The 24,894-nt window shown below is 67.1% G+C and carries 25 protein-coding genes, 1 tRNA gene and 1 pseudogene; 13 read left to right on the top strand and 14 right to left on the bottom strand.

The annotated features are described in order from the left end of the window. The 10 genes and pseudogenes from ABS772_RS21100 to ABS772_RS21055 all read right to left on the bottom strand — a co-directional run. Window positions 1–124 (bottom strand): annotated as a pseudogene (locus tag ABS772_RS21100) (ferredoxin--NADP reductase); the annotation flags it as partial. A gap of 28 nt (window positions 125–152) precedes the next feature. Next, window positions 153–491 carry a ferredoxin FdxA gene (fdxA, locus tag ABS772_RS21095; RefSeq protein ID WP_350396704.1) on the bottom strand — a complete coding sequence of 113 codons (339 nt, stop codon included), beginning with the start codon at window positions 489–491 and terminating at the stop codon, window positions 153–155. 104 nt (window positions 492–595) lie between these two features. Then, a complete protein-coding gene (locus ABS772_RS21090; RefSeq protein WP_350396702.1) occupies window positions 596–1,456 on the bottom strand; it encodes an ABC transporter ATP-binding protein in 861 nt (286 codons plus the stop codon). A gap of 46 nt (window positions 1,457–1,502) precedes the next feature. Continuing rightward, window positions 1,503–2,414: an ABC transporter permease gene (locus ABS772_RS21085; RefSeq protein ID WP_407943008.1), complete on the bottom strand. Its 912-nt coding sequence runs from the start codon at window positions 2,412–2,414 to the stop codon at window positions 1,503–1,505. Between the two features lie 5 nt (window positions 2,415–2,419). Further along, window positions 2,420–3,847 carry an ABC transporter substrate-binding protein gene (locus ABS772_RS21080; protein ID WP_350396700.1) on the bottom strand — a complete coding sequence of 476 codons (1,428 nt, stop codon included), beginning with the start codon at window positions 3,845–3,847 and terminating at the stop codon, window positions 2,420–2,422. Window positions 3,848–4,010: 163 nt separating this feature from the next. Then, complete coding sequence (locus ABS772_RS21075) at window positions 4,011–4,709, bottom strand: Crp/Fnr family transcriptional regulator (RefSeq protein ID WP_350396699.1); 699 nt, start codon at window positions 4,707–4,709, stop codon at window positions 4,011–4,013. 230 nt (window positions 4,710–4,939) lie between these two features. Then, the gene (locus tag ABS772_RS21070) at window positions 4,940–5,905 is read right to left on the bottom strand and encodes a HEAT repeat domain-containing protein (protein ID WP_350396698.1); all 966 of its coding nucleotides are present in this window, start codon (window positions 5,903–5,905) and stop codon (window positions 4,940–4,942) included. 8 nt (window positions 5,906–5,913) lie between these two features. Beyond that, window positions 5,914–6,147 (bottom strand): 4Fe-4S dicluster domain-containing protein, encoded by a 234-nt coding sequence (locus tag ABS772_RS21065; protein ID WP_015952121.1) that lies wholly within the window; start codon window positions 6,145–6,147, stop codon window positions 5,914–5,916. Window positions 6,148–6,301: 154 nt separating this feature from the next. Then, on the bottom strand, window positions 6,302–8,044 hold the full coding sequence (locus ABS772_RS21060) for a fumarate reductase/succinate dehydrogenase flavoprotein subunit (protein ID WP_350396695.1): 1,743 nt from the start codon (window positions 8,042–8,044) through the stop codon (window positions 6,302–6,304). 65 nt (window positions 8,045–8,109) lie between these two features. After that, a complete protein-coding gene (locus ABS772_RS21055) occupies window positions 8,110–8,478 on the bottom strand; it encodes a DUF971 domain-containing protein (RefSeq protein ID WP_350396694.1) in 369 nt (122 codons plus the stop codon). A 518-nt stretch (window positions 8,479–8,996) separates the two neighbouring features. On the opposite strand from ABS772_RS21055, the gene ABS772_RS21050 reads away from it, so the two are divergent. From ABS772_RS21050 to ABS772_RS21030, 5 genes are all read left to right on the top strand, one after another. Further along, window positions 8,997–9,659, top strand: a complete 663-nt coding sequence (locus ABS772_RS21050) for a response regulator (protein WP_350396693.1) — start codon at window positions 8,997–8,999, stop codon at window positions 9,657–9,659. After that, window positions 9,656–10,972 (top strand): ATP-binding protein, encoded by a 1,317-nt coding sequence (locus tag ABS772_RS21045; RefSeq protein WP_350396692.1) that lies wholly within the window; start codon window positions 9,656–9,658, stop codon window positions 10,970–10,972. Before ABS772_RS21050 ends, ABS772_RS21045 begins: the two co-directional genes overlap by 4 nt. Before the next feature lie 109 nt (window positions 10,973–11,081). Beyond that, window positions 11,082–11,441 carry a hypothetical protein gene (locus ABS772_RS21040; protein ID WP_350396691.1) on the top strand — a complete coding sequence of 120 codons (360 nt, stop codon included), beginning with the start codon at window positions 11,082–11,084 and terminating at the stop codon, window positions 11,439–11,441. Between the two features lie 248 nt (window positions 11,442–11,689). Then, entirely contained in the window at window positions 11,690–11,860 is a 171-nt protein-coding gene (locus ABS772_RS21035; protein WP_350396689.1) for a hypothetical protein, read from the top strand. 174 nt (window positions 11,861–12,034) lie between these two features. Next, window positions 12,035–12,583, top strand: coding sequence for a DoxX family protein (locus tag ABS772_RS21030; protein ID WP_350396688.1), 549 nt, complete (start codon window positions 12,035–12,037; stop codon window positions 12,581–12,583). Window positions 12,584–12,896: 313 nt separating this feature from the next. Here ABS772_RS21030 and ABS772_RS21025 read toward each other — a convergent pair whose 3' ends face one another. Both ABS772_RS21025 and ABS772_RS21020 read right to left on the bottom strand, forming a co-directional pair. Beyond that, window positions 12,897–13,166, bottom strand: coding sequence for a hypothetical protein (locus ABS772_RS21025; RefSeq protein WP_350396687.1), 270 nt, complete (start codon window positions 13,164–13,166; stop codon window positions 12,897–12,899). 148 nt (window positions 13,167–13,314) lie between these two features. Continuing rightward, window positions 13,315–13,755, bottom strand: a complete 441-nt coding sequence (locus ABS772_RS21020; RefSeq protein WP_350396685.1) for a CBS domain-containing protein — start codon at window positions 13,753–13,755, stop codon at window positions 13,315–13,317. 457 nt (window positions 13,756–14,212) lie between these two features. Here ABS772_RS21020 and ABS772_RS21015 point away from each other — a divergent pair, with 457 nt between their 5' ends. Continuing rightward, window positions 14,213–14,683, top strand: a complete 471-nt coding sequence (locus tag ABS772_RS21015; RefSeq protein ID WP_350396682.1) for a DUF1223 domain-containing protein — start codon at window positions 14,213–14,215, stop codon at window positions 14,681–14,683. 11 nt (window positions 14,684–14,694) lie between these two features. Further along, on the top strand, window positions 14,695–15,390 hold the full coding sequence (locus ABS772_RS21010) for an NrsF family protein (RefSeq protein WP_350396680.1): 696 nt from the start codon (window positions 14,695–14,697) through the stop codon (window positions 15,388–15,390). A 47-nt stretch (window positions 15,391–15,437) separates the two neighbouring features. Here ABS772_RS21010 and ABS772_RS21005 read toward each other — a convergent pair whose 3' ends face one another. Beyond that, entirely contained in the window at window positions 15,438–15,719 is a 282-nt protein-coding gene (locus ABS772_RS21005) for a hypothetical protein (protein ID WP_350396679.1), read from the bottom strand. Window positions 15,720–15,985: 266 nt separating this feature from the next. Here ABS772_RS21005 and ABS772_RS21000 point away from each other — a divergent pair, with 266 nt between their 5' ends. The 6 genes from ABS772_RS21000 (at window position 15,986) to ABS772_RS20975 (ending at window position 24,645) form a co-directional block, all read left to right on the top strand. Next, window positions 15,986–16,516 (top strand): sigma-70 family RNA polymerase sigma factor, encoded by a 531-nt coding sequence (locus tag ABS772_RS21000; protein WP_350396676.1) that lies wholly within the window; start codon window positions 15,986–15,988, stop codon window positions 16,514–16,516. A 2-nt stretch (window positions 16,517–16,518) separates the two neighbouring features. Then, complete coding sequence (locus tag ABS772_RS20995; RefSeq protein WP_350396705.1) at window positions 16,519–17,286, top strand: anti-sigma factor family protein; 768 nt, start codon at window positions 16,519–16,521, stop codon at window positions 17,284–17,286. A gap of 7 nt (window positions 17,287–17,293) precedes the next feature. Next, entirely contained in the window at window positions 17,294–18,406 is a 1,113-nt protein-coding gene (locus ABS772_RS20990; RefSeq protein WP_350396674.1) for a catalase family peroxidase, read from the top strand. Then, window positions 18,403–18,939 (top strand): cytochrome b, encoded by a 537-nt coding sequence (locus tag ABS772_RS20985; RefSeq protein ID WP_350396672.1) that lies wholly within the window; start codon window positions 18,403–18,405, stop codon window positions 18,937–18,939. Before ABS772_RS20990 ends, ABS772_RS20985 begins: the two co-directional genes overlap by 4 nt. 1,565 nt (window positions 18,940–20,504) lie before the next feature. Beyond that, entirely contained in the window at window positions 20,505–22,139 is a 1,635-nt protein-coding gene (locus ABS772_RS20980; RefSeq protein ID WP_350396671.1) for a putative bifunctional diguanylate cyclase/phosphodiesterase, read from the top strand. A 361-nt stretch (window positions 22,140–22,500) separates the two neighbouring features. Continuing rightward, a complete protein-coding gene (locus tag ABS772_RS20975; RefSeq protein WP_350396670.1) occupies window positions 22,501–24,645 on the top strand; it encodes a helicase-related protein in 2,145 nt (714 codons plus the stop codon). 161 nt (window positions 24,646–24,806) lie between these two features. Here ABS772_RS20975 and ABS772_RS20970 read toward each other — a convergent pair. Further along, a tRNA-Met gene (locus ABS772_RS20970) sits at window positions 24,807–24,883 on the bottom strand. Window positions 24,884–24,894: the final 11 nt, after the last annotated feature.

The following is a 24,894-nucleotide window of genomic DNA, read 5'->3' as shown; positions in this document are numbered from 1 at the left end:
TGCCGATCATCGTGAACTCGCCGTTGCGGAAGCGGAACGAGGGATCGCGCGTCGTGCGGAAGGAGAAGAGCGTGTCGGTCCAGTGATGGACGGAGAGCACCTGCTCCTCGTTGTACTTGCTCATGACATCCTCTTCTCTAGTCCGAGGGGGATCAGGCGGCGGCCGGATCGGAGACGCCGAACACGGATTCGAGCTTGCCGGGGCGGCCGTCCCATTCGGCGGCATCGCCGAGTGGGTCACGCTTCTCGCTGATGTTCGGCCAGAGGGCCGCATACTTGGCGTTGAGCGCGATCCAGCCGTCGAGGCCCGGCTCGGTGTCGGCCTTGATCGCGTCGGCCGGGCATTCCGGCTCGCACACGCCGCAATCGATGCACTCGTCGGGATTGATCACCAGCATGGTCTCGCCGACGTAGAAGCAATCCACCGGGCAGACCTCGACGCAATCGGTGTACTTGCAGCGGATGCAGTTGTCGGTGACGACGTAGGTCATGGCGTTGATCCGTCAGGGTTCGGCATGGCGGGAGCGCTCCTCGGCGCGATGGCATCGGCCCGGCATCGCTCTCCGAGTGGCTTTGGATCGGTGACGGAGGGCCGTCAGAGGACGGTCGCGAGATCCTGTCCTTCGAGGTTGATCGCCAACCCCTTGAGGGCGTCGAGGCTGACCTCGCCGCCCATGGCGCGAATGCTCTCCTCGCGGATCAGCGACATCAGCCCGCGGCGCAGGCCCAGGAACTCCGAGGAGAGCGTCATTGCGGGCTCGCGCGGGCGCGGCAGCGGCACGACGATCTCGGCCTTGATGCTGCCGGGGCGCGCCGTCATCACGTAGATGCGGTCCGACAGGAAGATCGCCTCGTCGATGTCGTGGGTCACGAACAGCACCGAGATCTTCAGCTGCTGCCACATGTTGGTGAGGATCTGCTGCATGATCAGCCGGGTCTGGGCGTCGAGCGCCCCGAACGGCTCGTCGAGGAGCAGGATGCGCGGGCCGGTGGCCAGCGCCCGCACGATGCCGACGCGCTGCTTCATGCCGCCCGAGAGGCGGTCGGGATAGTGATTCTCGAACGGCGTGAGGCCGGCGAGCCCCAGCAGGGTGCGCGCCCGGCGCTCGCGCTCGCCGCGCGACACGCCGCTCATCTTGAGCCCGAACTCGACGTTCTGGCGCACGGTCTTCCAGGGAAACAGCGAGTATTGCTGGAAGATCATGCCCCGGTCGGCGCTGGGGCCGAATATCGGCTCGCCATCGACCGTCACGCGCCCGCCCGACGGCGTGAGGAAGCCAGCGAGCGCATTCAGCAACGTCGACTTCCCGCAGCCCGAAGGGCCGACGATCGAGACGAACTCGCCGGGCCGGACGGTGAGCGAGGTGTCGGAGACGGCCTCGACCGCTCCCTCCATGGTCTCGTAGCGCAGGCAGAAATCCTGGACCTCGATCAGGCCCCGAGCCGTCCCGGCCATGGCGTGTCCCTTCCTCCGATGGATCGACGTCTGGTCAGGGACGGCCTCAGCAGGCCGCCCCCCAGGGCATGGCGAGCCGGCCGACGAGCCGGATGGCGAGGCTCGAGGCGAGGCCGAGCACGCCGATGGTGATCATGCCGAGCGCGATGTCGGAATACTGGACCAGGGAATAGGCCTCCCAGGTGAAGTAGCCGATGCCGAACTGGCCGGAGATCATCTCGGCGGCGATCAGCGAGACCCAGGCGACGCCCATGCCGACGGTGAGTCCGGTGAAGATCTGCGGCAGGGAGGCCGGCAGATAGACCTCTCGGAAGAGCGCAGCCTCCCTCGCGCCGAGACAGCGCGCGGCCCGCACCAGCACCGGATCGACGGTGGCCATGCCCTGGAGCGTGTTGATCAGGATCGGGAAGAACGAACCGAGGAAGGTGATGAAGACGATGGATTCCTCGTTCGTCGGCCAGAGCATGATCGCCATCGGCACCCAGGCGATGGCCGGGATCGGCCGCGTCACCTCGCAGATCGGAAACACGATCTCGCGCAGGATGCGGAATCGGCCCATCAGCAGCCCGAGGGGAATCGCGACCGCGCTGGCCAGCGCGAAGCCGTAGAGGATGCGGCGGCAACTCATCCAGATGTGGTCGCCGAAGATCGGGTTGTGGAAGGCCAGGAACGCCCGCGCCAACACGTCGGCTGGGCTCGGGACGTTGGTGAAGCGCACGTAGAACGTCGCGCGGTTCACTGTCAGCACCTGCCAGACCGTGATGAAGAGGGCGAGCGAGACGAGGCCGAGCGCGACGGCCCGGAGCTGCCCGCGATGCAGGCGCAGCCAGCGGGCGAGGCGGCTGCCCCTGACGACCGCGACCGGCGGCGCCGGCTGGGGTTTGACCGGGGGCGACGCCTCGGTCGTCGGGGCCGGGCGGGTGACCGCTTCCGGCACGGTGCGAAGGGCCGCTTCCATCGCCATCAGCCCCCCGCCACCGCGGCCTTCACGGCCTCGTCGTAGGGCAGGACCTTCGCGCCGGATTTCGCCGCCGCGGCCTCCGCGTCGCGCTTCAGCAGGAAGGGAGCGATCTCGCTTCCGTCGACGACGTAGAAGGCCTCTTTGGCAAACAGCTTGATGCCGCGCGACGTGTCGAACACGTAGGCGACGTTGATCTCACGGCCCTTGGACTTGAGATCGTTGACCGCGCCCAGCGTACAGGCGGCGCTCGCATAGGGCAGGATGTCGCCGTCCTTCTCCCAAATCTCGCCGGCCTTGCGCGGATCGGTGATGGGCTTCTTGCAGAAGCCGTCCTCGCCCGAGACCTCGTAATTGGCGGTGCTGGCGCGTTGCGCCTCGTAGTCGAGCCCCCGCGTGGCGAAGGCCCTGCGCAGGGGCGCGTCGTCGACCCAGGACGCAACGTCGAATTCCTTCACGCGATCGAGCTTCTGTAGCACCTTCACGTCCTCCTTCGCGGCGTCGATGAGCGGCGATTTGAGGGTCGGATCGATCGTCATGATCCCGCCGGGGCCGAGGAAGATGTAGACGACCTCCTTGTCGGTCCCGGTCCAGGCCGCGATCTGCTCGGCGGCGCGCTTCGGGTCGGCCTTCACCCAGGCCTGCGCGTCGAGGATCGCCTGGAGATAGGCATCGACGATCTCGGGATATTTCTCGGCGAAGTCGGTGCGCACGACGACGCCGTGCCAGGTCGGCAGGTTGGTCTCAACGCCGTCGAAGACTTTGCGGGCAAAGCCCCGGAACGGCAGCAGTTCGGCGAAGGGCACGAAGTCGGCATGCGCGTCGATCTTCTTCTCCTGCAGGTTGGTCGAGCCGACCTCGGGGCTCTGGTTGACCAGCCGGAAGAAGGTCTGCGGATAGCCCTTGTCCTGCAGGGCCTTGAGCACCATCCCGTGGGCGGCGGAGCCGAACGGCACGCTGACGACTTTGCCCTTCAGGTCATCGAAGGAGAACGCATCGGTCTCCTTATTGACGACAATGCCGTTGCCGGACCCATGGAGATTGTAGGCCGCCACCGCGATCAGGCGCGAGCGGCTCTCGGGGTTGTTCTGGAAGGTGTAGCCGTTCACGACGAGCGGGTAGTCGCCCATGGCGCCGAATTGCAGCTTGCCGGCCATCATCCCGTTGGTCACGGGTGGCCCCGAGGTGAAATTCTGCCAATCGAGCTTGATCTTGACGTCGGCATATTTGCCGGTCTTCGGGAGATGCTTCTCGATCAGCTTCAACTGCCGCACCACGACGCCGACCGTGGCGGTGTTCGTCGTCGTGTCCTGCGTGCCGATCCCGACGTTCAGGACCGTCTCGGCGCGGGCGGGCGCGCCCGTCGTGAGGCCTGCCGCCGCCAGGAGCGCCAGAGCCGACACCGTGCTTCGTCTCGACACCATCGAAGTCATCGTGCGCTCCGTCTTGTCTTGAGATGCCGGCTCGACATCACAGGCATGATCGGGTGCGCCGTCGGTGCCGATCAAACGGAGACCCGCAAGTCGAGTCGATTAGTTGCGAAAATCGTCCGCCGGCCTCAATCGGTGCTGCAGTTTTAAGCGAGAAGCATTCGAATTAAGCGCCCTCGTCGCCGCCCGGCATCCGGGCGAGGATGTCGGGGCGCTGAATCAGGATCTGCGAGCGGCGTGTCGTCACCACGCCCTGCTCGGACAGGCGCTTCAGGCTGATCGTCACCCATTGCCGGGTGGCGCCGACCATGTGGGCGAGGTCCGCATGGGTGAAATCGGCCGCGATCAGCACGCCGCCCTCCTCCTCGACGCCGTAGAGGTTCGACAGGTGGATCAGCAGGAAGGCGAGGCGGTCGGTGATCGAGCGCGTGCCCAGCATCTGGGCAAGGGCCGAGTAGCAACGGCCCTTGAAGGTCAGCCCGTCGATGATGCCGAAGGCGAGCGATGGGATACGGGCCACGAGCTGCTTCAGCGCGGCGCCCGGCAGATGCAGCACGGTGGAATTACTCGCGGCCATGCCGGACCAGCTATGGGTGCCCGAGCCGAATACCTCCGGTCCGCCGACGAAGTTGCCGGGATACCAGTAGGCCAGCGTGATCTCGCGTCCGGTCGGCGCGGCGTAGAAGACGCGGATGCGGCCGGTCTCGATCAGCCAGATGCCATCGTTCGGCGTCTCCTGCGTGAACAGGGTCGCACCGCGATAGAGGACCCGCCGGCGCCCCCGCTCCATCACTTGGCTGCGCTCGGCCTCGCTCAAGCCTTCCAGCAGCGGACGCGGGCCGGCGGGCTGGGGGAAGGATTCCATCGAGCTCGTGCCTCGCGCGCATGTCGGGAGCGAAAGCCCGGAAGAGAGATGGGCCGTGTCCGTCCGACCTGGGATGGGCTGCATAGGCTGCTCCTGGGCGATGACCATGTGCAGCGCAGCAAACACTATACCAGCTCTAAACAGAACCTCCCGGCCATCGGACGCGCGAAGGCGACGGACCCTGTCGGATCCGCCGCCTCGCCTCGTCGTTTCGTGGTGACCGCTCGACGTCAGACCTCCGACCGGCAGCGGCCGATCGCCCAGCGGATCAGCTTGCGCACGTCGGGGTCGGGATCGTCGGACGCGCGTTCGAGGAAGGACAGGGCCTGCGGGTGCGCGATCTCGCCCAAAGCCGCGGCGGATTCCTTGCGCAGGTTGCTGACCTCGGAGTCGAGGGCGCGCCCGAGCACGTCGATGGCGGCGGTGGACTTGATCCGGCCGAGCGCGTTGGCAGCCTTGGTCTTCACCTGCCAGACCGGATCGGCCATCGCGGCGATCAGCGGCTCGACCGCTTCGGGCAGCCGGCTCTTGGCGATCGACACCGCGGCCTCCTCGCGCACCTGCCAATTCTCGTCTTGCAATCCGGCGAGCAGGGTCGCGACGCCGGGGCCGCCGGAGCGAAGGAAGACCAGAGCTGCCATCGTCGCGCGCCGCACCGTGGCGTCGCCGTCGCGCGCGGTGGCGAGAAGCGCGGGCAGCGCCTCCTCGGCCTTGAGGTAGCCGATGACGCCGAGCCCCTCGCGGCGGACCTCCGGCGCGGGGCTCTGAAGCGCCTTCAGGGCCGCCGAGAGCGCGTCGGGGATGACGAGTTCGCGCAAGGCGCGCAAGGCCGCGGCCTGGACGAACGGGTCCGCATGCTCCGCCCTCTCGATCAGCAGCGGGCCGCAGGTCGGTTCCTTCTTCTCGGAGAGCGTCTCGGCGGCGACGCGCCGCACGTCGTCGTCGGCATCCTCGAGCGAGCGGACGAGGCCCTCGACCACGTCGGCGCCGTCATGCTCGTCGAGCGCCTTGGCGGCGGCGGCGCGCACGGTGGCGTCGTCGTCGGCCAGCCCCTTGAGCAGCAGAACCTTGGCTTTGGCGCCCACCGCCTCGGCCAGTTCCATCATCGCCACGCGGCGGATGCCGGGATCAGGGCTGGCGGCGCGCTCGGCCAGCTCCTCGATGTCGTCGTCGAAGGTGTCGAAGACCGGTGCCATGATCGACCTCAGCGCAACAGGTAGGGAATGTTGACCTTGACCGCGTTCGTCGGGCAATCGACCTCGCAGGGCATGCAATACCAGCACTCGTCGTACTTCATGTACGCCTTCTGCCGGGTCTCATCGATCGCAAGGATGTCGAGCGGGCAGACATCGACGCAGACGCGGCAACCCTTCTCGGCGATACACTTGTCGTCGTCGATGACGACCGCGGCGCTCTTGGCCTGGGTGATGATGGGCATGGATCGTCTCCGTGTCTGATCAAGGAGAATGCTTCGCGAAGATTGTTCTATGCTGCACGGAACAGGACCGGTGGTCCTGTTCCGTGTGTCCGGCGGACGACCCCCGCCCCGCAGTCGCGGGGGCAATCGACGATGAGTCATCGTCGATCGGGTTTCATTCGGCGGCGACCGGCGTCTTGATGCGGAGCTGGTGGTAGGCGCTCATCTCCTCGTCGGCGACGGGCACGATGAACGGATCGACCGCGCGCTTGGCGCTCGCCATCCGGCCCTTGTCGTCCTTGAACAGGACGGTGTGGCAGGCCCATTCCGGCAGCGTCTCCGGGTGATCGACGCGCAGGTGATAGAAGCCCCAGCGGCTCTCGGTGCGGTAGAGCGAGGCGTGGGCCGCCATGTCGGCGCAATCGAGGATCGACTGCATCTCCAGGGCGCGGTGCAGCTCGTGCGGATCGCGGGCGCAGAGCAGGTCGAGGTCATCGCGGATCTCGGCGAAGCGCCGCTGGCCGAGTTCCATCTTGGCGGTGACCTTCGGCGGCTCAAGATAGTCGTTGACGAGGCGCCGGGTCTTGAACTCCATCTCGTGCGGGGTCAGGCCGTCGTCGCGACGGGTGGGGGCCAGCACGCGCGCCTGCTCGGCCAACACGTCGCCCTCGTCGTAGGCGGGCAGGCCGGTGGCCGCGCAATAGGCGGCGGCGTCCGCCCCGGCGATGCCGCCGTTGACGAACGCGCCGAGCATATAGTTGTGCGGCACGCTCGCCATATCGCCGACGGCGTAGAGGCCGGGCACGGTGGTGCGGGCGTTCTCGTCCACGAAGACGCCCGAGGCCGAGTGGCCGGAGCAGAAGCCGATCTCCGAGATGTGCATCTCGACCGGCCGCTTACGGTAATCGGTGCCGCGCCGCTCGTGGAAGCGCCCGCGCGAGGGCCGCTCGTTCGAGTGCAGGATCGTCTCGATCTCCGAAATCGTCTCCTCGCGCAGGTGGTCCATCTTCAGAAAGACCGGGCCGTTGCCACCCTGCAATTCGCGCCAGAACTCCAGCATCATCTGGCCCGACCAGTAGTCGCACTCGATGAAGCGCTCGCCCTTGTTGTTGGCAGTAAAGCCGCCGAACGGGCCGGTGACGTAGGCGCAGGAGGGGCCGTTATAGTCCTTGATCAGCGGGTTGATCTGGTAGCATTCGAGGTTCGCGAGCTGCGCGCCCGCGTGGTAGGCCATGGCGTAGCCGTCGCCGCAATTGGCCGCGTTCTCGTAGGTGCCGAACAGGTAGCCGGAGGCCGGCAGGCCGAGCCGCCCGGCCGCGCCGCAGGCCAGAACCACCGCCTTGGCCTTAACGATCAGGAACTCGGAGGTACGGGTGTTGACGGCGATCGCCCCGGCGATGCGCCCGTCCGCGTCCTTGAGCAGCCGGGTCGCCATGTAGCGGTTGGTGACCGCGACCTGGAGCCGGCGCAGCTGCCGGTAGAGCACCTTCTTGACGTTGTGCCCCTCGGGCATCGGCAGCACGTAGGTCCCCATATGGTGGACCTTGCGCATGTTGTACTCGCCCGAGCCGTCCTTCTCGAACTTCACCCCGAGCTTGTCGAGGTACTGGATCATCGGGAACGAGCCCTGGGCATACGCCATCACCGCCTTCTGGTTGACGATGCCGTCGTTGGCGACCGTGATCTCCTTCACGTACTGCTCAGGGGTGGCGTAGCCCGGCACGACCGCGTTGTTCAGCCCGTCCATGCCCATGCTGATCGCGCCCGAGCGCTTCACATTGGCCTTCTCCATCAGCAGCACCCGCAGCTTCGGGTCGGCCTCCTTGGCCTTGATCGCGGCCATTGGGCCGCCGGTGCCGCCGCCGATGACAAGGAGGTCGGTCTCGACGATGTCGACCTTCGGGCCGGTGTCGCTCATGATGGGGCTCGCTTGTCGGGCGCCGGCCGCGGCCGCGCGCTCAAGGAAGGACGGAAATCAGGCGATCACGCCGCCTGGGGCGTGCGCTCCGAGGTGGCGGCCATCGGCGCCGCGGTCTCTCGGGCAAGGGCGCGAAGGTAGACCCAGGGGAAGATCCCGCGGGCATGCCCGTCGGAGAAACCGAGATTCACGGCGTAGCCGCCGAGCGGTTCGATCGTGGTCACCGCGACCGCCGGGAAGGCAGCCGGAAAGCGGCCTTCGAACCGATCACGGGTGCACCACGCGCAGCGGCAGCGCAGCCGCAGCGTCTCCGATGAGAGGGCGGCCGCCTCGCCGTTCGCCCAGGTCAGGCGCAGGTCGCGGCCGCCCCGGGAAACGACGGCGTCCGTCGGGACCGCCTCGGGATCGAACGGGGGGTGATCGGGCGGATTCATCGGCGCTTTCCGTCTCCACGGCTGCCCTTGAGGCAGCGCGATTAGAGCCGGCAGGCGACGGACCAGCGAGCAATTAGTTACCGGAGGAGTTCGAAAGGTTCGGCCACGCCGACGGATCGGCGTACAGAATCCCCGGCGACCCCTCTAACGTCTCGGGAGTGACCAGATGAGCGGCGGCGGATCTGATCGCATCGGGTTAGGGAGGCTCACAAGCCTGGCAGACAAACTCATAGGGCGTGAGGCCGCGCAGCGTCTTCGGGAGCCGCGGTCCAACGCGGGCGGAGCGTGAGATCCGCTTCGCATGTCGCCCAATGGGTGAACGGCGCCCGCGCTGCCGCGGCTCCCTGGGAGTACCTGGAGGACCAGAATGATGCGCCCGCCCAGACGAACACGGCGAGGGTGATGTGCGGCATTGCCCGCGGCGTCCGGTATCCGGTCCGTCCGCCGCAGGTCGGAAATGCACCTTAAGCCAGGCTTAAGATAGGCCCGGAAGATGCCGAGCGGCTGGGGAGACACGCATGCGCATTCTCGTCGTGGAGGACGACCCAATTCTCTCGGACGGTCTCAGGGCCGGTCTGTCTTTGACCGGCGCGGCCATCGATTGCGTCGCGACGTGTGCCGATGCCGATGCGGCTCTTGCGTCCAGCAGGTTCGCTGCCGTCGTGCTCGACCTGATGCTGCCCGACGGCTCGGGCCTCGACGTGCTGCGTGGTCTCCGCCGGCGGAGCGACCGCACCCCCGTGATTCTGCTGACGGCGCGAGACGCCGTTGCAGACCGCATCGCTGGGCTTGACGGAGGAGCCGACGACTATCTTGGCAAGCCCTTCGACCTCGACGAACTCTCGGCCCGAATCCGCGCCGTGATCCGGCGGGCGTCAGGCCGGGCAGCAGCAAGCCTCGAACATGGCGGCATCCGGATCGACCCCGGCAGCCTGACCGTCACGGTCGACGGGGTGCCGGTGTCCCTGTCGCGCAAGGAGTTCATGGTGCTCCTCACCCTGATGGAGCGGCCGAGCGTCGTTCGATCCAAAGCCGAGTTAGAGGAGCGCCTCTACGGCTGGCAGGAGGAGGTCGAGAGCAACGCGGTCGAGGTCCATGTGCACAATCTGCGCGTCAAGATCGGCCGGCATGCCATCGAGACCGTGCGTGGCGTCGGCTACCGAATGAGGACACCAGGGTGACCTCCCTGCGCGTCCGCCTCTTTGCCATCCTCCTCGCTGCGACCGGTCTGATCTGGCTCAGCGCCGTCACCTGGATCTATTTCGGCTCCAAGCACGAGGTGGAGCAGGTTCTCGACAACCGTCTCCAAGAAGCGGCCCGCATGGTGACCTCGCTCGTGCGCCCGGTCGGTAGCGGAGCCACTGACGGAACACCGGGCTTCATTGCGCCGCCCAGCGGCTACGAGCGTCAGATCTCCTGCCAGATCTGGTCCCTCGACGGCCGGATGGTAGCTCGCTCCAGCGGTGCCCCCGAACGTCGCTTCACAGACGCGCCTGCCGGCTTCTCCGAGCGCGAGGTCGACGGCGAGACGTGGCGGATCTTCACCGTCGACGATGCCGGCAAGGGGGTACGGGTCATGGTCGGCGACCGATTGAGCCTGCGTCGAGGCCTCGTGACCGATCTCATCATGGGTCTGCTGACTCCTATTCTGCTCGTAATCCCGCTTCTCGGAATTCTGATTTGGGCAAGCCTCGGGCAGGGTCTGCGGCCCTTGAGGCTGATGGCGCGCGACATCGCGGCCCGTGATGCCGACGACATGAGCGCGGTCGACATTGGGCGTGCTCCCGCGGAGGTCCGCCCCCTCGCGCAGGCGCTGAACAGCCTCTTCTCCAAGGTGGAGGCGGCGCGCCGGCACGAGCGGGAGGTGACCGCCTTCGCGGCGCATGAGCTTCGCACGCCCTTGGCCGGGCTCAAGACCCAGGCTCAGGTCGCGTTGGCTGCGCCGAACCCTGACCTCGTCAGGGCTGCGCTGCGGCAGATCCTGGCCAGCGTCGACCGCACCACGCGGCTGGTGAAGCAACTTCTCGATGCGGCTCAGCTCGACGCGGATGCCGAGCCTCGCGCCTCGGCCGAGGTCGATGTGGGGGCGCTCGTCGCCGAGATCGTCGAGAGCATGCGGCAGCCACCCGGTATCGTGACGGTCGTCGATCCCAGCCTCAGCGCCTTCCGGCTGCGTTGCGACCCCGAAAGCCTCCGCTTGGCGATCCGGAACCTGCATGAGAATGCCGTGCAGCACATGCAGGCTGGCACGGTCGAGTGGGGCCTGAGGCCTGACGGGCGTGGGTTCTACGTGCGCGACGAGGGGCCAGGCATTCCCGACGAGGAGATGCCGCATGTGACGACGCGCTTCTACCGCGGCCGCCACAAGAGTGCGCTCGGCAGTGGGCTGGGTCTGACCATCACCGAGATGGCGGCGCGGCGGAGCGGCGTGCAACTCCATCTGCGAAACCGTGACGACCGGACCGGCCTCCAAGTCGATCTTCTGGGGGCGTAACGAGCTGGATCGGACCGGCCGCAGCGCTCGATTGTCGAATAGCATCTTCGGCGGCGGAGGCATAAGCTTGGCTTAAGCTGGTACTTCTACACCCGGGATAGGACAGGCGATGATGACTGGCTGTCCGCCTCGAAGTTTGCGCTCGATCTGCGCAGACAAAATTCAGGAGTATCCCGATATGATGCGCCTTGGTATGACGCTCGCTGCTTCGATCGGAATGATCGTTACAGGCTTTTCGCAAGTGAGTGTTGCACAAGCCGGTCCGGTGCAGGCCGGGAGGTATACGAACCTACCGGCGCTCCATGGCGGACGCGGCTCGCCCGAAGTTCCAGAAGCACATGCGGAGATCGCGACGGGCTCGCTTGGCCGAAGCCTGAGGCTTGACCTCTCAGCCAAGGGCGGCAACGCCGAGCAGCCCGAGCGCGCGGCTCCCCAGCTCGGTTCGACGGCGGGCGGCCCCGCCTACTGACGCTCCCGGGTATCGGCTGCGTCGAACTTCGGCGCCGCCGAACCGGTAGATCGAGCCGTCTCCGCCGCAGCCCTCCTCGCGCGTGGTCGAGCGCTACAACCCTGACGCCTGAACCGACGAATACGCGATGCCGTCTCGGCCGGGCGCGCGAGATCCAAGCCGATCTCCTCTACGACTCCCGGACAAACGTCGCAGCCTACCCGCGGTGGCAGGCGTGGCCGCGGGAGCACAAGCCTCCGACGCCGGTCATGTGGGGACGCTACGATCTCGCCCTCATGACGCCGGGTGCCCTCGCCGACCGGCGCGATTTTCCCGACGCCGAAATCCATATCTTGGACGCGGGTCACTTCGCACTTGACGAGAAGGTCGACGAAATCTCGGTCCTCACGGCCTGTTTCCTTAAACGTCACAAGAATTGAACAGGACACCGGCCGGTCCGAAGCGAACGAAGGCGACGGCTCGCAAGTAGCGTCGGATCAAACCCCGCTCTCGGCCGCGTCCGAATCGTGCCCTTAAGCATGGCTTAAGGTGAGGGAGCGACCCAGCGCCAGTCTACGATCATGTTGATCTGGATGCGAAGGAGCTTCCCAGCGATGAATACCTTAATTCCGGCCCGCTCTGTGGAGCAGCGGCACACGATCGCCGAGTATTGGCTAGGCCTGCAGGTGCGAGCATCTCTGTCGCGCTGGGCTCCGTTGCCTTTGCGTCTCATCGTCGGGTACGGCTTCCTGGAGCACGGCTTGGCGAAGGCCGGGCGCGGGCTGGACGCCTTCCCAACGATCGTCGCAGCCATGGGGCTGCCCTTCCCTTACCTTCTCGGCTGGCTCACCATCCTGGTCGAGATCTTCGGCGGTCTCGCCTTCATCGTCGGCGCCTTCATTCCGCTCGCCAGCATTCCCATGGTGGCCATCCTGTTCGTTGCCACGACAATGGTGCACCTTCAAAACGGCTTCAGTTCTATCAAGCTGCAAGCGATCACGCCGGAAGGCCCCCGGTTCGGACAACCCGGCTACGAGACCGATCTTCTCTACGTCGCGTGCATCGTGGCGCTTGTCCTGACCGGCCCGGGACCGCTGTCCCTCAACAGCCTGATCCGCCGCCGTTTCGCGAACTCGAAAGAAGAGTACCGGCCAGCGGCGTGACAGCGACGCTCGAGGCTGGGCCGGCCGACCGGTCGAGGCCAGCCTCGGGGCACTACGGAGCGCAGCACCCGATTCCCTCCAAGAGCTTCTGAGCCTCCCAAGGGTTTCCCTAGAGGCCCTGGGAGGCTCCGTCTGCCTTGCACTCGGCTTTGTCTGGACATCTCCGCCATGCTGGCTAGAGCGAGTTTCAACCTGGTGCCGAATGTTCTGCTATGCGGCGTCGCGTGTGAAACTCCGCAATCGGCCGAGGCGCGGTTCGGGTACGCCTCGGCAGCCATTTCCTTGTTTCCGAGGTTCAGAAGCGTTCGGAGGCTCAGCGGCGGTACATGTCGTGGACCGAGCCGTGCGCCTGCCGGCTGACGTCCCGGTGGTTCGAGCGGCTGCCAGGGCTGCCGACGATCTCCGTCGGCATGGCGGTGTAGGCGGTGGGAGGCGTGGCGGGCGCCGCGTCCGACCGCGATCCGGGAACAGTGAATTCATGTCCCCAGGCGTTGAAGGTCTCGGCTTGTGCGATGCCGGGGGCGACAGTCGCACCGGCGCTGAGGACGACGGCGGCGGCAATGGAAGCGAGACGAGTGTTCATGGGTGAGTTTTTCCTGTCGAGTTGCGTTCGGTAGAGGCGGGGGCTTTGTTGCAAACCCACGGTCCGTCGGCCTCCCGCCATTCGCGGACCAGGGTATGGATGGACACAGCTGTGCGGCGCGGATCTATGCGCAGGCAGATTCGCGACGTCACGCCACGCGCGGCCAGCGGGCGATGTCCTGCAGAACTTGGTTCTCGTGGATCTTCTCGGCCAAGCGCGATTTGACGACGTCTCCGACGCTGACGATGCCTGCGATGATCTCGTCATCGAGCACTGGCAGGTGGCGAATCCGTCCTTGTGTCATGATCGTCATGACTCGATGAACCGGGTCGGTCGGACGTGCGGTCGCCACCGGCGTGACCATCAGCTCGCACACCGTACGCTCCAGCGCGTCCTCTCCCCACGTGGCGAGGGCTGCGACGACCTCTCGTTCCGACAAGATGCCGTCCAGTCGGCCGTTCGCATCCTCGACGACGAGTGCGCCGATCTTTCGATCTCGCATCATCTGAATGGCTGCTGAGAACGGTGCGTCTCCGCCTATGGCGAAGACCTGGGTGCCCTTGGATCTGAGGATGTCTGAAACGAGCATTGCGTAATCCTTCCTTCGGCTGGGGCAATTCCAACTGGGAGCGGCATCGACTCCCCGGCACGCACAGGCCTCTGTTCGTCAAATTCGCAAGAGTTTGGCGAGAATTTCAGGGGTCCGATCAGATTAGATTTGCTGCCAGGCAGCAAACCTCGCCTGCGATGCTGGTGGCTCGTTTGCTGTCGAAGGGAATTTCGCGGAAGACCGCCAGCCGTTACACGGTGCCTGGATAATCCTGTGCGCTTTCGCACGTCCGTATCGTGTGGACCGTAAGCCGGCACCTTCCTCCAGCGCCGGTTATCCATCGACGCCGCTCTACCCACCCTTTCGAGTCTGAGGCCGACGACCGGGGGCTCCTGAGGCAGCAGACGCGTGCCAAGCACTTCGGCGATGGGCACAGAAGGCGTAACCGCGTCCGGACGAGAGCGAATGGCCATTATCCCCTGCTTTGGAGCGCGCCGTGCCAACTCGATCGTCCGCCCTGTTCGCGATCCTCCTGCCAACCGCTTTGGTACCCATCGGAGCGCAAGCCCGCCCGGTCGTGCTGGAACTCACCACCTCCCAGGGCTGCTCGACCTGCCCGCCTGCCGCGGCGCTTCTCGGCGAGTATGCTGGCCGTACCGACTTCCTGACCCTGGATTTCCACGTCACGTACTGGGACGATCTCGGCTGGGAGGACACCTCCTCCTTCGAGGGTGCAACCGAACGGCAGGCCGTCCATGCCAAGCGGCTCGGCGACGGCAACGTCATGCCCCAGCTCGTGGTGGATGGCCGGCGGAGCGTCGTCCGCTCCCTGCGCGATCTCGGCACCTGGGCCGGTCAGCCTCTCCGAGTCAGCGTTGCGGCGCCGACCGGGGAAAGCCTCGCCGTGATCCTTCAAGCCTGCGATGGCCGCATCCTCGGAGCGGCACGCTCGGCGCCCGGCGCATAGGCGGCAGATCGATGCTGGCACAAGATCGCCATACCCGCCTGATCGACAGCCTCGCGGCCGGTCTCGCACCGGTCGCGAGGCTCGCGTCGCCTGCTCGCCGCATCGCGGGCTGGCTCCTGGTCGTCGGCCTTCCCGCCGCAGGGCTTGCCGCCGTAGCCAACCTGCACGGCGTCCTCGCGCGCTACGCGGCCGAGCCCGCACTCGTCCTCGCGGCAGCCGGCTCGACGGCAACGGCTGCAGCCGCTTCCGCGGCAGCCGTCCTGATGACCCTGCCTGACCGGAGCGCGCGCTGGGCTCTCCTCCCCGTCCCGAGTCTCGCGTTCTGGATCGGTGCCGGCGTGGCCGGAGCGGCGAGCGGCACAGGGTACGGAGCGCCGATCCCACTTTCGGCGGCCTGCTCCTGCTTCGCCTTCATCGTCGGACTCGGCGTTCCGTTCGCGCTCCTTCTCGTCGCGAGTCTGAAACAGGGATACGCGCTGCGGCCGGGACTGACCGCCGGGCTTGCAGGATTGGCCGCATCGTCCGTTGCCGCGTCGATCCTCGGTCTCTTCCACCCGTTCGAGATGGCGCTCGATGACCTCGGCATGCATGCGCTCGCGGTCGCTCTGCTGTCCGGCTTGTTCGCCAGTTTCGGCAGCCGGCTCCTGCACCGACGGTCCGGGACCGCAACGGACACGGGGTGGCGTCGCGGTGATCCCATTGCGTGAGCTGCGAGCTCAGAGGACTGAAGTACGGTGAGCCCGCTTGCGGCAGTTCAGTTCGGGATCAGCTCCCGTGCAGGCCCGCCCGTCTCCTCTCCCCGGCCACGGGCATAGGGTGGCAGTGCGGGGTTGTTCGCATTCGCAAAATCGGTGTCGGCCTCGAACTCGTTGCGCGGCGTCGCACCGACCGTCAAGGCGGGCGTAAGCGCGGACGTGCAGATTCCCGAACAGGCTCGCTCCGGCGCGACGGCCTTCGCGCTGGCGCCTGCGTCGGCCGCGGCCAGAGCTCCGACCGCGGTGAGCAGGACGAGAGCGGCGTGCTTGATTTTGTACATGTCAGGTTCCTCGATTTAACCACCGAACACTTCGTTCAGGCTGGCGACGACCTGACAGACGCCAGGTTCTGCAGATTATTCCGGAGGCGATCCGAGAAATTTGAGGCTTCGTCGCTCCGCGCAGGTCATGAGGCGCGACGGAGAAAAAATCCGGAGGGGTTCGGAATAAACGTCGAGAAACGGCGTCTCTGTCCCCGTACCGTCATTGGCACTCTCGCCGCGGGCGGATCGGTCGAACGAAGTCCGCGCGTGTCAGGAGGATGGCCGTGAGCGATATGATCCGCCTCATCGAGCCGCTCATTCCGGCCCTGCGCCGCTATGCCCGCGCGCTCCTGCACAACCCGACCGATGCGGACGACCTTCTCCAGGATTGTCTGGAGCGGGCCATCGGCCGGTGGCATCAGCGCCGAGCCGACGGCGACGTCCGCACGTGGCTCTACGCCATTCTTCATAATCTCGCCGTCAGCCAGATGCGCCAGCGCGCTCGCCGCGGCTCGTACATGGCCGTCGAGGATGCGCCGGAGGCGACCCTGGCCGTTGCCCCGAGCCAGGACGAGGGCCTGCTCCAGCGCGACCTGACGGCGGCTCTCGATGCTCTTCCGGAGGATCAGCGCGGCGTCCTCCTGCTCGTGAGCGTGGAGGGGCTCTCCTACGCCGAGGCGGCGCAGGTGCTCGCGATACCGATCGGAACCGTGATGTCGCGCCTCGCGCGGGCCCGCGAACGCATGATCCAACTCATAGACGGGGAGCGCGCGTCCACCCCCGTCAAACGTCCGCTGCTCAGGAGGGTGAAGTGACCGTGCGCCCGATTACCGAGGACGACCTGCAGGCGTTCGTCGACGAGCGGTTGGAGGCGACGCGCAGGACCGAGGTCGAGGCCTACCTCGCCTGCCATCCCGATCTCGGCCGACGCGTCGCGCGTATGCGCGCACTCGGTGACGAACTGCGAGGAGCCTTCGGCCCGGTGGCCGCCGAACCCGTCCCGGCACAGCTCAACCTCGCCCACCTCATCGAGGCACGACGGCGCACGCGTCTGCCCCCTTGGCAGGCTGCCGCCGCCGCCGTCCTGCTCGCGCTTGGAGGCCTGGGCGGCTGGGGTCTTCGCGGAACGCTCTCTCCGTCGATGACGGGGATCGATGCCCTGGCTCAGGAGGCGAGCGCGAACTACTCGGTCTACGCTCCCGATCGCGTTCGTCCGGTCGAACTCGCGGCGAGCGACAGCGATGAACTCGCCCGCTGGTTCTCGGCCCGGCTCAACCGCCGTGTCGGCGTGCCGGACTTGAGTTCCTCCGGCTACCGGCTGATGGGCGGACGGCTCGTCGCCACACCGCACGGTCCTGCGGGCCTGCTGATGTATGACGATCATCACGGCACCCGCCTCGTCATGCTGATGCGGTCCATGGCTCAACCGGGTGACGCCCCCATGCGTGAGCACCGCTCCGGCTCAGCCATCGGCTACGCCTGGGCGCAGGACGGGCTCGGCTACAGCCTCGTAGGCGCGAGCGATCCGGCCGTCCTTCATCCCCTCGCCAATGAGATCCGCCGCACGACCGCGACGAACACCTGAGGCATCCATGACCCTGCTGCACGACCTGACCGGGGCTCCTCCCGGAATGACCACGCGCGCCCTGATGCTGCGCCTCGCCGGCATCGGCGCGGTGCTCGCCGGAACTGCCGGAGCATTCACCTACACGGGCGGCTGGCTGTCACCGGGCGCGCTGACCCCAGCACGCGTCGTCGACCGCTTCGAGCAGGTGAACGGTCCGCATCCCGGCTTCCGACGCAACCACGCCAAGGGCCTGTGCGTGGCCGGCGACTTCGCCAGCAACGGAAACGGAGCCCGTCTTTCGAAGGCGAGCGTGTTCTCGGCCGGGCGCGTGACGCGGGTCGAGGGACGGGTCGCGCTCGCGGGCGGGCAACCCTACGCGGCCGACGCCGGGACCATCGTGCGTAGCCTCGCCCTGCGCTTCCAACTGCCCGAGGGCGAGGAATGGCGCACCGGCCTGAACAACATCCCGGTCTTCCCGGTGCGTACGCCCGAGGCCTTCTACGAGCAATTGCTCGCCGCCAAGCCGGATCCAGCCACCGGCAAGCCCAACCCTGAGCGCATGAAGGCGTTCTTCGCCATGCATCCTGAGAGCGCGACGGCTGCGGCCTTGATCAAGGCGCGGAGGATCACGTCCGGCTTTGCCGACAGCACCTTCCGAAGCCTGAACGCCTTCCGGTTCGTGGCGAGCAACGGCCGTACGACGCCGGTGCGTTGGGCATTTGTGCCGGAGCGGCCGGCGGCGACGGAATCTGCCGCGCAAGCAGCGCAGACGGACAAGAATTACCTGTTCGACGACCTCGTCGCGCAACTCCGGCGGGAACCGCTGCACTGGCGCCTTGTCGTGACATTGGGTCAGGCACGCGACGCCATCGCCGACGCGACTCTGCCTTGGCCCTCCGACCGCGAGAGTGTGGACGTGGGCACGCTGACCCTCACCGACGCGGCGCCGGAGGATGCCGGCAATTGCCGGGACATCAACTTCGATCCTCTCGTCCTGCCGGACGGCATCGCACCGTCCGACGATCCGCTGCTGAGCGTCCGCTCGGCAGCGTACGCCCGATCCTTCACCCGCCGCGCCGGTGAGGAGAAGATGCCCAGCGCTGTGGCCGGCACACCACCAGACGGAGCCTCCCTGTGACGGACACCGCCCGCTTCAACCTGCCGGCACGCCTGCTTCACTGGAGCATGGCAGCACTGATTCTGACCATGCTGCTCATCGGCTTCGCGATGGTGACCTCGCTCGCGGACTACCACGCGCTGGTCGCGCTGCACCGTCCGCTCGGCCTCCTGATCCTGCTCCTTGCCGTCCTGCGGCTGGCCAACCGTTGGCATCGTCCACCGCCGCCCCTGCCCACGGATCTGCCCGTCTGGCAGCGCCGGGCTGCGCATGCCTCGCACATCGTCCTCTACGGGCTGATGCTGGCCATGCCGCTGGTCGGTTGGGCGATGCTGTCGGCGGCACGCTACCCCGTGACGCTTGTCGGGCCGTTCGTGCTGCCGCCGATCCTGCCGCAAAGCCCGATGGTCTACGCCCGGTTACGTGAACTCCACACGGTCTTAGCCTACGGGCTGTTCGCCACGATCCTGACCCATATCGGAGCGGCGCTGCTGCATGCGCTGATCCGGCGCGATGGCGTCTTCGCGAGCATGACGTCCCACCCCAAGGCGTAGCTATCAATCCGGCTTACCTCTCGACAGAGGGCAAGGTGTGGCTGCAGTTCAAGTCGCTGGAGGGCAAGCCGGTGTTCGGCGACATGGACCGGCGTAGGGAGTTGATGCGTCGGTCCGCCGAGATGAATGGGGTGACCCTGGACGAGCCATCGTTGAACCGTTGGGCCGCGGTGCCATTCGCGAAGGCGGCCGCAGATCCTGCCGGGGTCACAAAAAACTGCCGGGCTACTCCGGAGGAGCTACTTGAGCGTCCTGGGAGCGACGGGCACGAAAGACGGCGTCTGCCGGGGCTCACGGGCTCGCTGCGGACCGGAGACAGCGGGCCGGTACGGGGGGGGGGCGCCGACCCGCTGCTCTCGCATGTCGCTCAGGCGTCGCTTGGCCGGCACCTCGATCGCAGTAAGCCGCAAGCGCCGCTTGAGTGCCTCCAAGGCTGGGCGCAAGAAGCAATGTCGTTGCGCCGTGGCCTCTCCGTCGACACTGCGGTCTGCGACCGGCGGGTCGGCGTCGAACCCCCCCTTCAGTGCCGACCCGCTGCGCGTGCGCGACATAGGTTGCCTGATTGAATGGACACGGAACTCAGGGCACTAAGCGTGGCCGCTCCGCTGATTCTGTCTGGCGAGCGGACATGGCCGCTGCGCTGACCCTGTCTGGCCAGCGGTCAACCGCCTGTTTCTGACAGCTCCAAGCCTCGCTTGCGCCCGAGCGCGCCTCGGCGATCGCCGTCGGCCTAGGAACGGGGTGACCTCCTCTTGCGGGAACCGGCTGTCATAGATCGGTGAGTGACAGCGCGCTCAGTCGCCCCGAAGGCGGTTCACGCGCCATCTCGGTTCAAGATCCGTTCGCCCGGCGCCTTTGCTGGGCTGGATCTTAGCCTCGCTCAGCAGCAAATAGTCTGCGTCCGATCGTGAGCGCCGAAGATCGCTGCTTCAGAGCAGGCCAGCCCAATAGAGCAGCCAGAGAGCAATAAGAAGGCCAATCCCTGCGAGGGCGCCTCTGATCGCTCCGCCCACGCATTGCTGCAGGATCGATGGCGGCCTCTGCGCTGCCGTGTTCTCCCGATGCCATCTGTCGATCAGCGTCTCAGGCATATGGGTGCGCCGAGGTACGTCACATATCTCGGCGAAGACTATGCGCGGGAGCGTAGCGGTCAATCTTGTTCCGCAAGTTCGGGCGCGGAGAATTCGCCAGCGCACGAAGCCGGGAGCCGCGACGATGCCTCCCATGGCTACGAAGGCGACGTTCGGCTGAGGGCGCACGACACGGCGACGAGATCGGGACGTGACTTCGCGGTGACAGCCGGGAGCGGGCGTCGACGGTTGGTGGGTCGGCTCCGCGATCTCCTCGACCCAGCTCGGATGAGGCTCGAAATCAGCGACGCGACTGCCCCACCGAAAACTTGTCGTAAGGCAATTCGAAGTGTAAGGTCAGTATTTGATTACGCAATCGCCCTCATTCTCAGCGTAAATCATAATGCCATCGCATTACGTAAACCTATCCGATAAATCGAAGGCTTCCATTAGGATCTTGCCGCTATCGACCAACCTGACCGGTCAGGGCGTGGGATGGCTTGTGTGCGGCGTACTTCTTGGGGACAGGGCGAACTGTACGAAACGCTCTGCCTGCTGATGATCGGCACCGGCTGCTTCCTGATCGGGAGCCAGCTCGGCGCCTTCGAAATCGCGACCGCCTTCATCCTGCGCCACGGCCTGCTCGACCTGGTCATGCAGGCCGGCTTCATGGGGATCGCGCTGTTCGGAGCCGCCGTCCGCAAGTCGCTGATCCTGCGCCGAACCATGCGGGAGCGCGACGCGGCCACGAAGCAGGCCGAGGCGATCGCGCGCCACGACGCCCTGACGGGTCTGGCCAACCGGCGCCTCTTCGTCGAGGCGGTGGAGGATCTGCGCGGACGGATGGCGGGGCGTGATCGGGCGGCGGTGCTCCTGATCGACCTCGACCGCTTCAAGCCCGTCAACGACCTCTACGGTCACGCCGCCGGCAACGCCGTGCTCTGCGCGGTGGCCGATCGTCTCGAAGACCTTCTGCCGGCCGGCGGCCTCGCCGCGCGCCTGGGCGGCGACGAATTCGCTCTCCTGGTTCCCTTCACGGGCAGCCTCGACAACCTCACGCGGCTGGCCCAGCAGGTCATCGCGAGCCTCGTCGCGCCGATTGCCTGGAACGGCGGCGCGGTGAAGATCGGCGCGACCATCGGCATCGCCGTGGTCAGCGCGGAGAGCGATGCCGACGCGCTCCTGCACGCGGCGGATCTCGCGATGTACCAGGGCAAGCGCGAAGGGCGCGGCACCTGCCGGGTTTTCGAGGATTCCATGGACGCGGAGTTGCGGGAGCGGGCCGCGCTCGAAGCGGAGCTGCGCGAGGCGATCGAGTCCGGCAAGATCGAGCCCTTCTATCAGCCCGTCGTCTCGCTGCCGCAGCGCGACTGCGTCGGCCTCGAGGTGCTGGCCCGCTGGCGCCACCCGACCCGGGGCCTGCTCGGACCGGATCAGTTCATTCCGATCGCGGAAGAGACCGGCATGATCGCCGATCTCAGCTATCACCTGCTGCGGCAGGCCTGCCTCGACGCGCGATCCTGGCCGTCGCATCTGCTGCTCGCGATCAACATCGCGCCCCAGCAGTTCCAGGATCGGGACCTCGCCCAGCGCATCCTGGCGATCCTGGCCGAGACCGGGCTCTCGCCGCACCGGCTGGAGGTGGAGATCACCGAGAGCGCCCTGGTGCGCGATCTGGAGGCGGCGCGGGCCACGCTGACCTCGCTGCAGAATCTTGGCGTCCGGATTGCCCTCGACGATTTCGGCACCGGTTATTCGAGCCTTTACCACCTGCGCGAGCTGAAGTTCGACAAGCTCAAGATCGACCGGTCCTACGTGGACACGATCACCATGAGCGCGGAGCGGGCCAAACTCGTCGACGCGATCATCAAGCTCGGTTCCAGTCTCGGTCTCGTGACCACGGCGGAGGGCATCGAGACGGATGCGAGCGTCGACTGGCTCTCCGACCAGGGCTGCGACTTCGGCCAAGGTTACCTCTTCGGCAAGCCGATGCCGAAGGAGGACGTCGCGCAGATGCTGCGGGCCGGGCCGATGCCGGACCTAACCGGCATACCCAGCCTGCTCGAGAGCCGCATCCTTGCCGTGCCCAAGGAAGCCTTCGTCCAGTGCGGACTCGGCCGAGCGGCGTGAAATCCGAGGCGGCGGGACTCTGCGCGGCATCGTCGTGCCGAAGCGCTGTCCTCCCTCCCCCCTGATACGGCGTCCGGTCGATCACCTCGGGTTCGGCCCCGCTCCGTCATCACGAGGCGACGCCGAAGCGATCTTGCGGATATCGCATGACATCGCCCGTACGATCGGCGCCCGAGTCACTCCCGCCCTCCGACCGGCACGCGGCAGGGCGCGGGAACCTCGCATCTCACTGTGGGGATTGCTCCCTGGAAGACGCACGCTCCTCGACCTCTTCATGATCTCGCGCCACGCTCACCGCGTTCGGTCCGGCCTGATATGAAGATCCGGCCGGCGGACGGACGTCGTCGTCGAAAGTGAGCTCATGGCCCGCAAGCGCCTCCGCCCCACCGTCGAGAGCCTGATCGAAACGGTCGGCCGGCTCGGTCTCTCGCCGAACACCGTCGATCTCGAGGCCCTGCGCACGCAGCTCGAACTGCCGGAATTCGGAGCGGTGGTCGAGGACGAGCGCGTGGCGCGCGCGCTGCGGGAGATGCGGATGGCCCGCGCCTTCGCCGAGACCGGCGTTCCTGCCCTCAAGCGCGCGGTCCCCGCCCTCAGGGCCGCGGTGACCAAGGACCATCGCATCCGCTGGAGCGTCCGGATCAGCATCCCGCTGCTCGATGCGGGCCGGCTGGACCTGCGCATCGATGCATCGCCGGACCCGATCACCGCCGAGATCCTCCAAGGGATGGCCGCCCGGAACGATCCGGCACGCCGCCTGGACGAGCTGCGCGCCGCCGTGACGGGAATGACGGTTCAGGTCACCCGCGACCTGCATAAGCCGATCGATCGGCTCAGGGCCCAGATCCTCGCCGACCTTCGAGAAGTGGGCGCCGACGCGGCGGCCTATCTCGAGCATATGGACCGCTCGCTGCGCTCCCGCCCGTTCAGCCTCGGTCCCAGGCTCGCCCGCTCCCTCGCGGACGCGCTGACGCCGGTCCGGCAGCGGGCCAAGGCCGTGGCGCGGGAGGGCTCGCGCCTGCGGCGGCTGCGGGATCAGGTCGGGTTCGGTGCCTACATCGAAAAATTTGCGGCGGCGCGCAGGCTGAACCGCCGCATCCTCTTCCACATGGGGCCGACCAATTCCGGCAAGACCTACGCCGCGCTGCAGGCGCTGACCGCGGCGCCGACCGGGGCCTATCTGGCACCGCTGCGGCTCCTGGCGCTCGAAAACTACGAGGCTTTGCGCGAGCGCGGCCTGCGTGCCGGCATGGTCACCGGTGAGGAAGTGCTGGGGGAGCCGGAGCCGACCCACACCGCCCGCACGATCGAGACGGCCGACCTCACCCGCCCGATCGACGTCGCCGTCATCGACGAGATCCAGATGCTCGCGGATCCGGATCGCGGCTGGGCCTGGACGAACGCCCTGTTCGGCGTCCCAGCCAAGACCGTCATCGTCTGCGGATCGGACGATGCCCTGTCGTATGTCCGCCGCGCCGCCGAGGCGGCGAACGAGTCGCTGGAGGTGATCGGCTTCGAGCGCAAGTCGCCGCTCGTGCTTCTGGACGAGCCCGTCCCGCTGGAGAAGGTCGAGCCGGGCGACGCCGTCGTCGCCTTCTCCCGCCGCGCCGTGCACGAGAATCGCGAGATCCTGGTCGCCCGCGGGCACCGGGTGGCGACCATCTACGGGGCCCTGTCGCCGGAGGTCCGGCGCGCCGAGGCGGCGCGTTTCCGATCCGGGGACGCCAACGTCCTCGTCACGACGGATGCCATCGGCATGGGGCTCAATCTGGGTCCGCTGAAGCGGATCGTCTTCTCGGCCGTGCGCAAGTGGGACGGCGTCGGGGAGCGCGCCCTCACCAATTCCGAGATCCGGCAGATCGCCGGCCGGGCCGGGCGCTACGGCTACCACGATGTCGGCACCGTGGCGGCCACCGAGGCGACCGCCGTCGCACCGATCCGAACCGCCCTGGCCGGCGCCCCCACGGCCCCGGCCGCCGACACGCGCTTCTACGTGCGCCCGGACCTGACCGCGATCCGCTCCGTGGCGGAGGAGATGCGGACCTCAAGCCTCTACGAGGTGATGACGCATTTCGCGCGCGCGACCTTCTATGCCGGCTCGCCGTTCCAGCCATCGGCCCTGGAGGAGGTTCTGGAGATCGCGCGCATCATCGACCGCGCGCGCCTTCCGATCGAGGAGAAATTCGTCTTCTCGGTCTGCCCGATCAACCAGCGCGACGAGATCGCCATGGGCATGCTGGAGCGGTGGAGTCAGGTCCGGCGCGCGGGAGCGACGGTGCCGGCCCTGCGCGCGAGCCTCGCCGGCGAACTCGACTATCAGGAGCGGACCGTGCGGCTCGCCAGCGCCTATCTGTGGCTGTCGCGGCGCTTCCCCGAGACGTTCGACGATGTCGAGGCGATCCGGCAGATGCGCGGGCGCGCCAACGACGCGATCGAGCATCACTTGCGAGAGACGGCGACGCGCAAGGCGGAGCGGCGAACCCGACGCGCCGTGGGAACGCGTTGACGGTTCCGCGGCGGACGCCCGGCCGAGCGGCGGATATGAGGCCCCCTCCCCTTTCGGGGTCCACCGCCTCTCATGCCGTTCGGAATGCCCTGGACAACGAAAAGCCCGCTGCCTTTTCCGGTCAGCGGGCTGTGTTTTGTTTGGATGGTGTGGTGTGTGTTTGGTTGCGGGGGCTGGATTTGAACCAGCGACCTTCAGGTTATGAGCCTGACGAGCTACCGGGCTGCTCCACCCCGCGCCGGTGTTGGT

The sequence above is a fragment of the Methylorubrum podarium genome (assembly GCF_040270385.1).
Taxonomy (GTDB): domain Bacteria; phylum Pseudomonadota; class Alphaproteobacteria; order Rhizobiales; family Beijerinckiaceae; genus Methylobacterium; species Methylobacterium podarium.
This window is presented reverse-complemented; position numbering and strand designations above follow the sequence as displayed.

Bases quoted from the DNA above. Each gene is read 5' to 3' on its own strand.
- fdxA (WP_350396704.1), bottom strand. From the start codon at position 491: ATGACCTACGTCGTCACCGACAACTGCATCCGCTGCAAGTACACCGAT.
- ABS772_RS21090 (WP_350396702.1), bottom strand. From the start codon at position 1,456: ATGGCCGGGACGGCTCGGGGCCTGATCGAGGTCCAGGATTTCTGCCTG.
- ABS772_RS21085 (WP_407943008.1), bottom strand. From the start codon at position 2,414: ATGGAAGCGGCCCTTCGCACCGTGCCGGAAGCGGTCACCCGCCCGGCC.
- ABS772_RS21080 (WP_350396700.1), bottom strand. From the start codon at position 3,847: ATGACTTCGATGGTGTCGAGACGAAGCACGGTGTCGGCTCTGGCGCTC.
- ABS772_RS21075 (WP_350396699.1), bottom strand. From the start codon at position 4,709: ATGGAATCCTTCCCCCAGCCCGCCGGCCCGCGTCCGCTGCTGGAAGGC.
- ABS772_RS21070 (WP_350396698.1), bottom strand. From the start codon at position 5,905: ATGGCACCGGTCTTCGACACCTTCGACGACGACATCGAGGAGCTGGCC.
- ABS772_RS21065 (WP_015952121.1), bottom strand. From the start codon at position 6,147: ATGCCCATCATCACCCAGGCCAAGAGCGCCGCGGTCGTCATCGACGAC.
- ABS772_RS21060 (WP_350396695.1), bottom strand. From the start codon at position 8,044: ATGAGCGACACCGGCCCGAAGGTCGACATCGTCGAGACCGACCTCCTT.
- ABS772_RS21055 (WP_350396694.1), bottom strand. From the start codon at position 8,478: ATGAATCCGCCCGATCACCCCCCGTTCGATCCCGAGGCGGTCCCGACG.
- ABS772_RS21050 (WP_350396693.1), top strand. From the start codon at position 8,997: ATGCGCATTCTCGTCGTGGAGGACGACCCAATTCTCTCGGACGGTCTC.
- ABS772_RS21040 (WP_350396691.1), top strand. From the start codon at position 11,082: ATGATGACTGGCTGTCCGCCTCGAAGTTTGCGCTCGATCTGCGCAGAC.
- ABS772_RS21035 (WP_350396689.1), top strand. From the start codon at position 11,690: ATGTGGGGACGCTACGATCTCGCCCTCATGACGCCGGGTGCCCTCGCC.
- ABS772_RS21030 (WP_350396688.1), top strand. From the start codon at position 12,035: ATGAATACCTTAATTCCGGCCCGCTCTGTGGAGCAGCGGCACACGATC.
- ABS772_RS21025 (WP_350396687.1), bottom strand. From the start codon at position 13,166: ATGAACACTCGTCTCGCTTCCATTGCCGCCGCCGTCGTCCTCAGCGCC.
- ABS772_RS21020 (WP_350396685.1), bottom strand. From the start codon at position 13,755: ATGCTCGTTTCAGACATCCTCAGATCCAAGGGCACCCAGGTCTTCGCC.
- ABS772_RS21010 (WP_350396680.1), top strand. From the start codon at position 14,695: ATGCTGGCACAAGATCGCCATACCCGCCTGATCGACAGCCTCGCGGCC.
- ABS772_RS21005 (WP_350396679.1), bottom strand. From the start codon at position 15,719: ATGTACAAAATCAAGCACGCCGCTCTCGTCCTGCTCACCGCGGTCGGA.
- ABS772_RS20990 (WP_350396674.1), top strand. From the start codon at position 17,294: ATGACCCTGCTGCACGACCTGACCGGGGCTCCTCCCGGAATGACCACG.
- ABS772_RS20980 (WP_350396671.1), top strand. From the start codon at position 20,505: ATGGCTTGTGTGCGGCGTACTTCTTGGGGACAGGGCGAACTGTACGAA.
- ABS772_RS20975 (WP_350396670.1), top strand. From the start codon at position 22,501: ATGGCCCGCAAGCGCCTCCGCCCCACCGTCGAGAGCCTGATCGAAACG.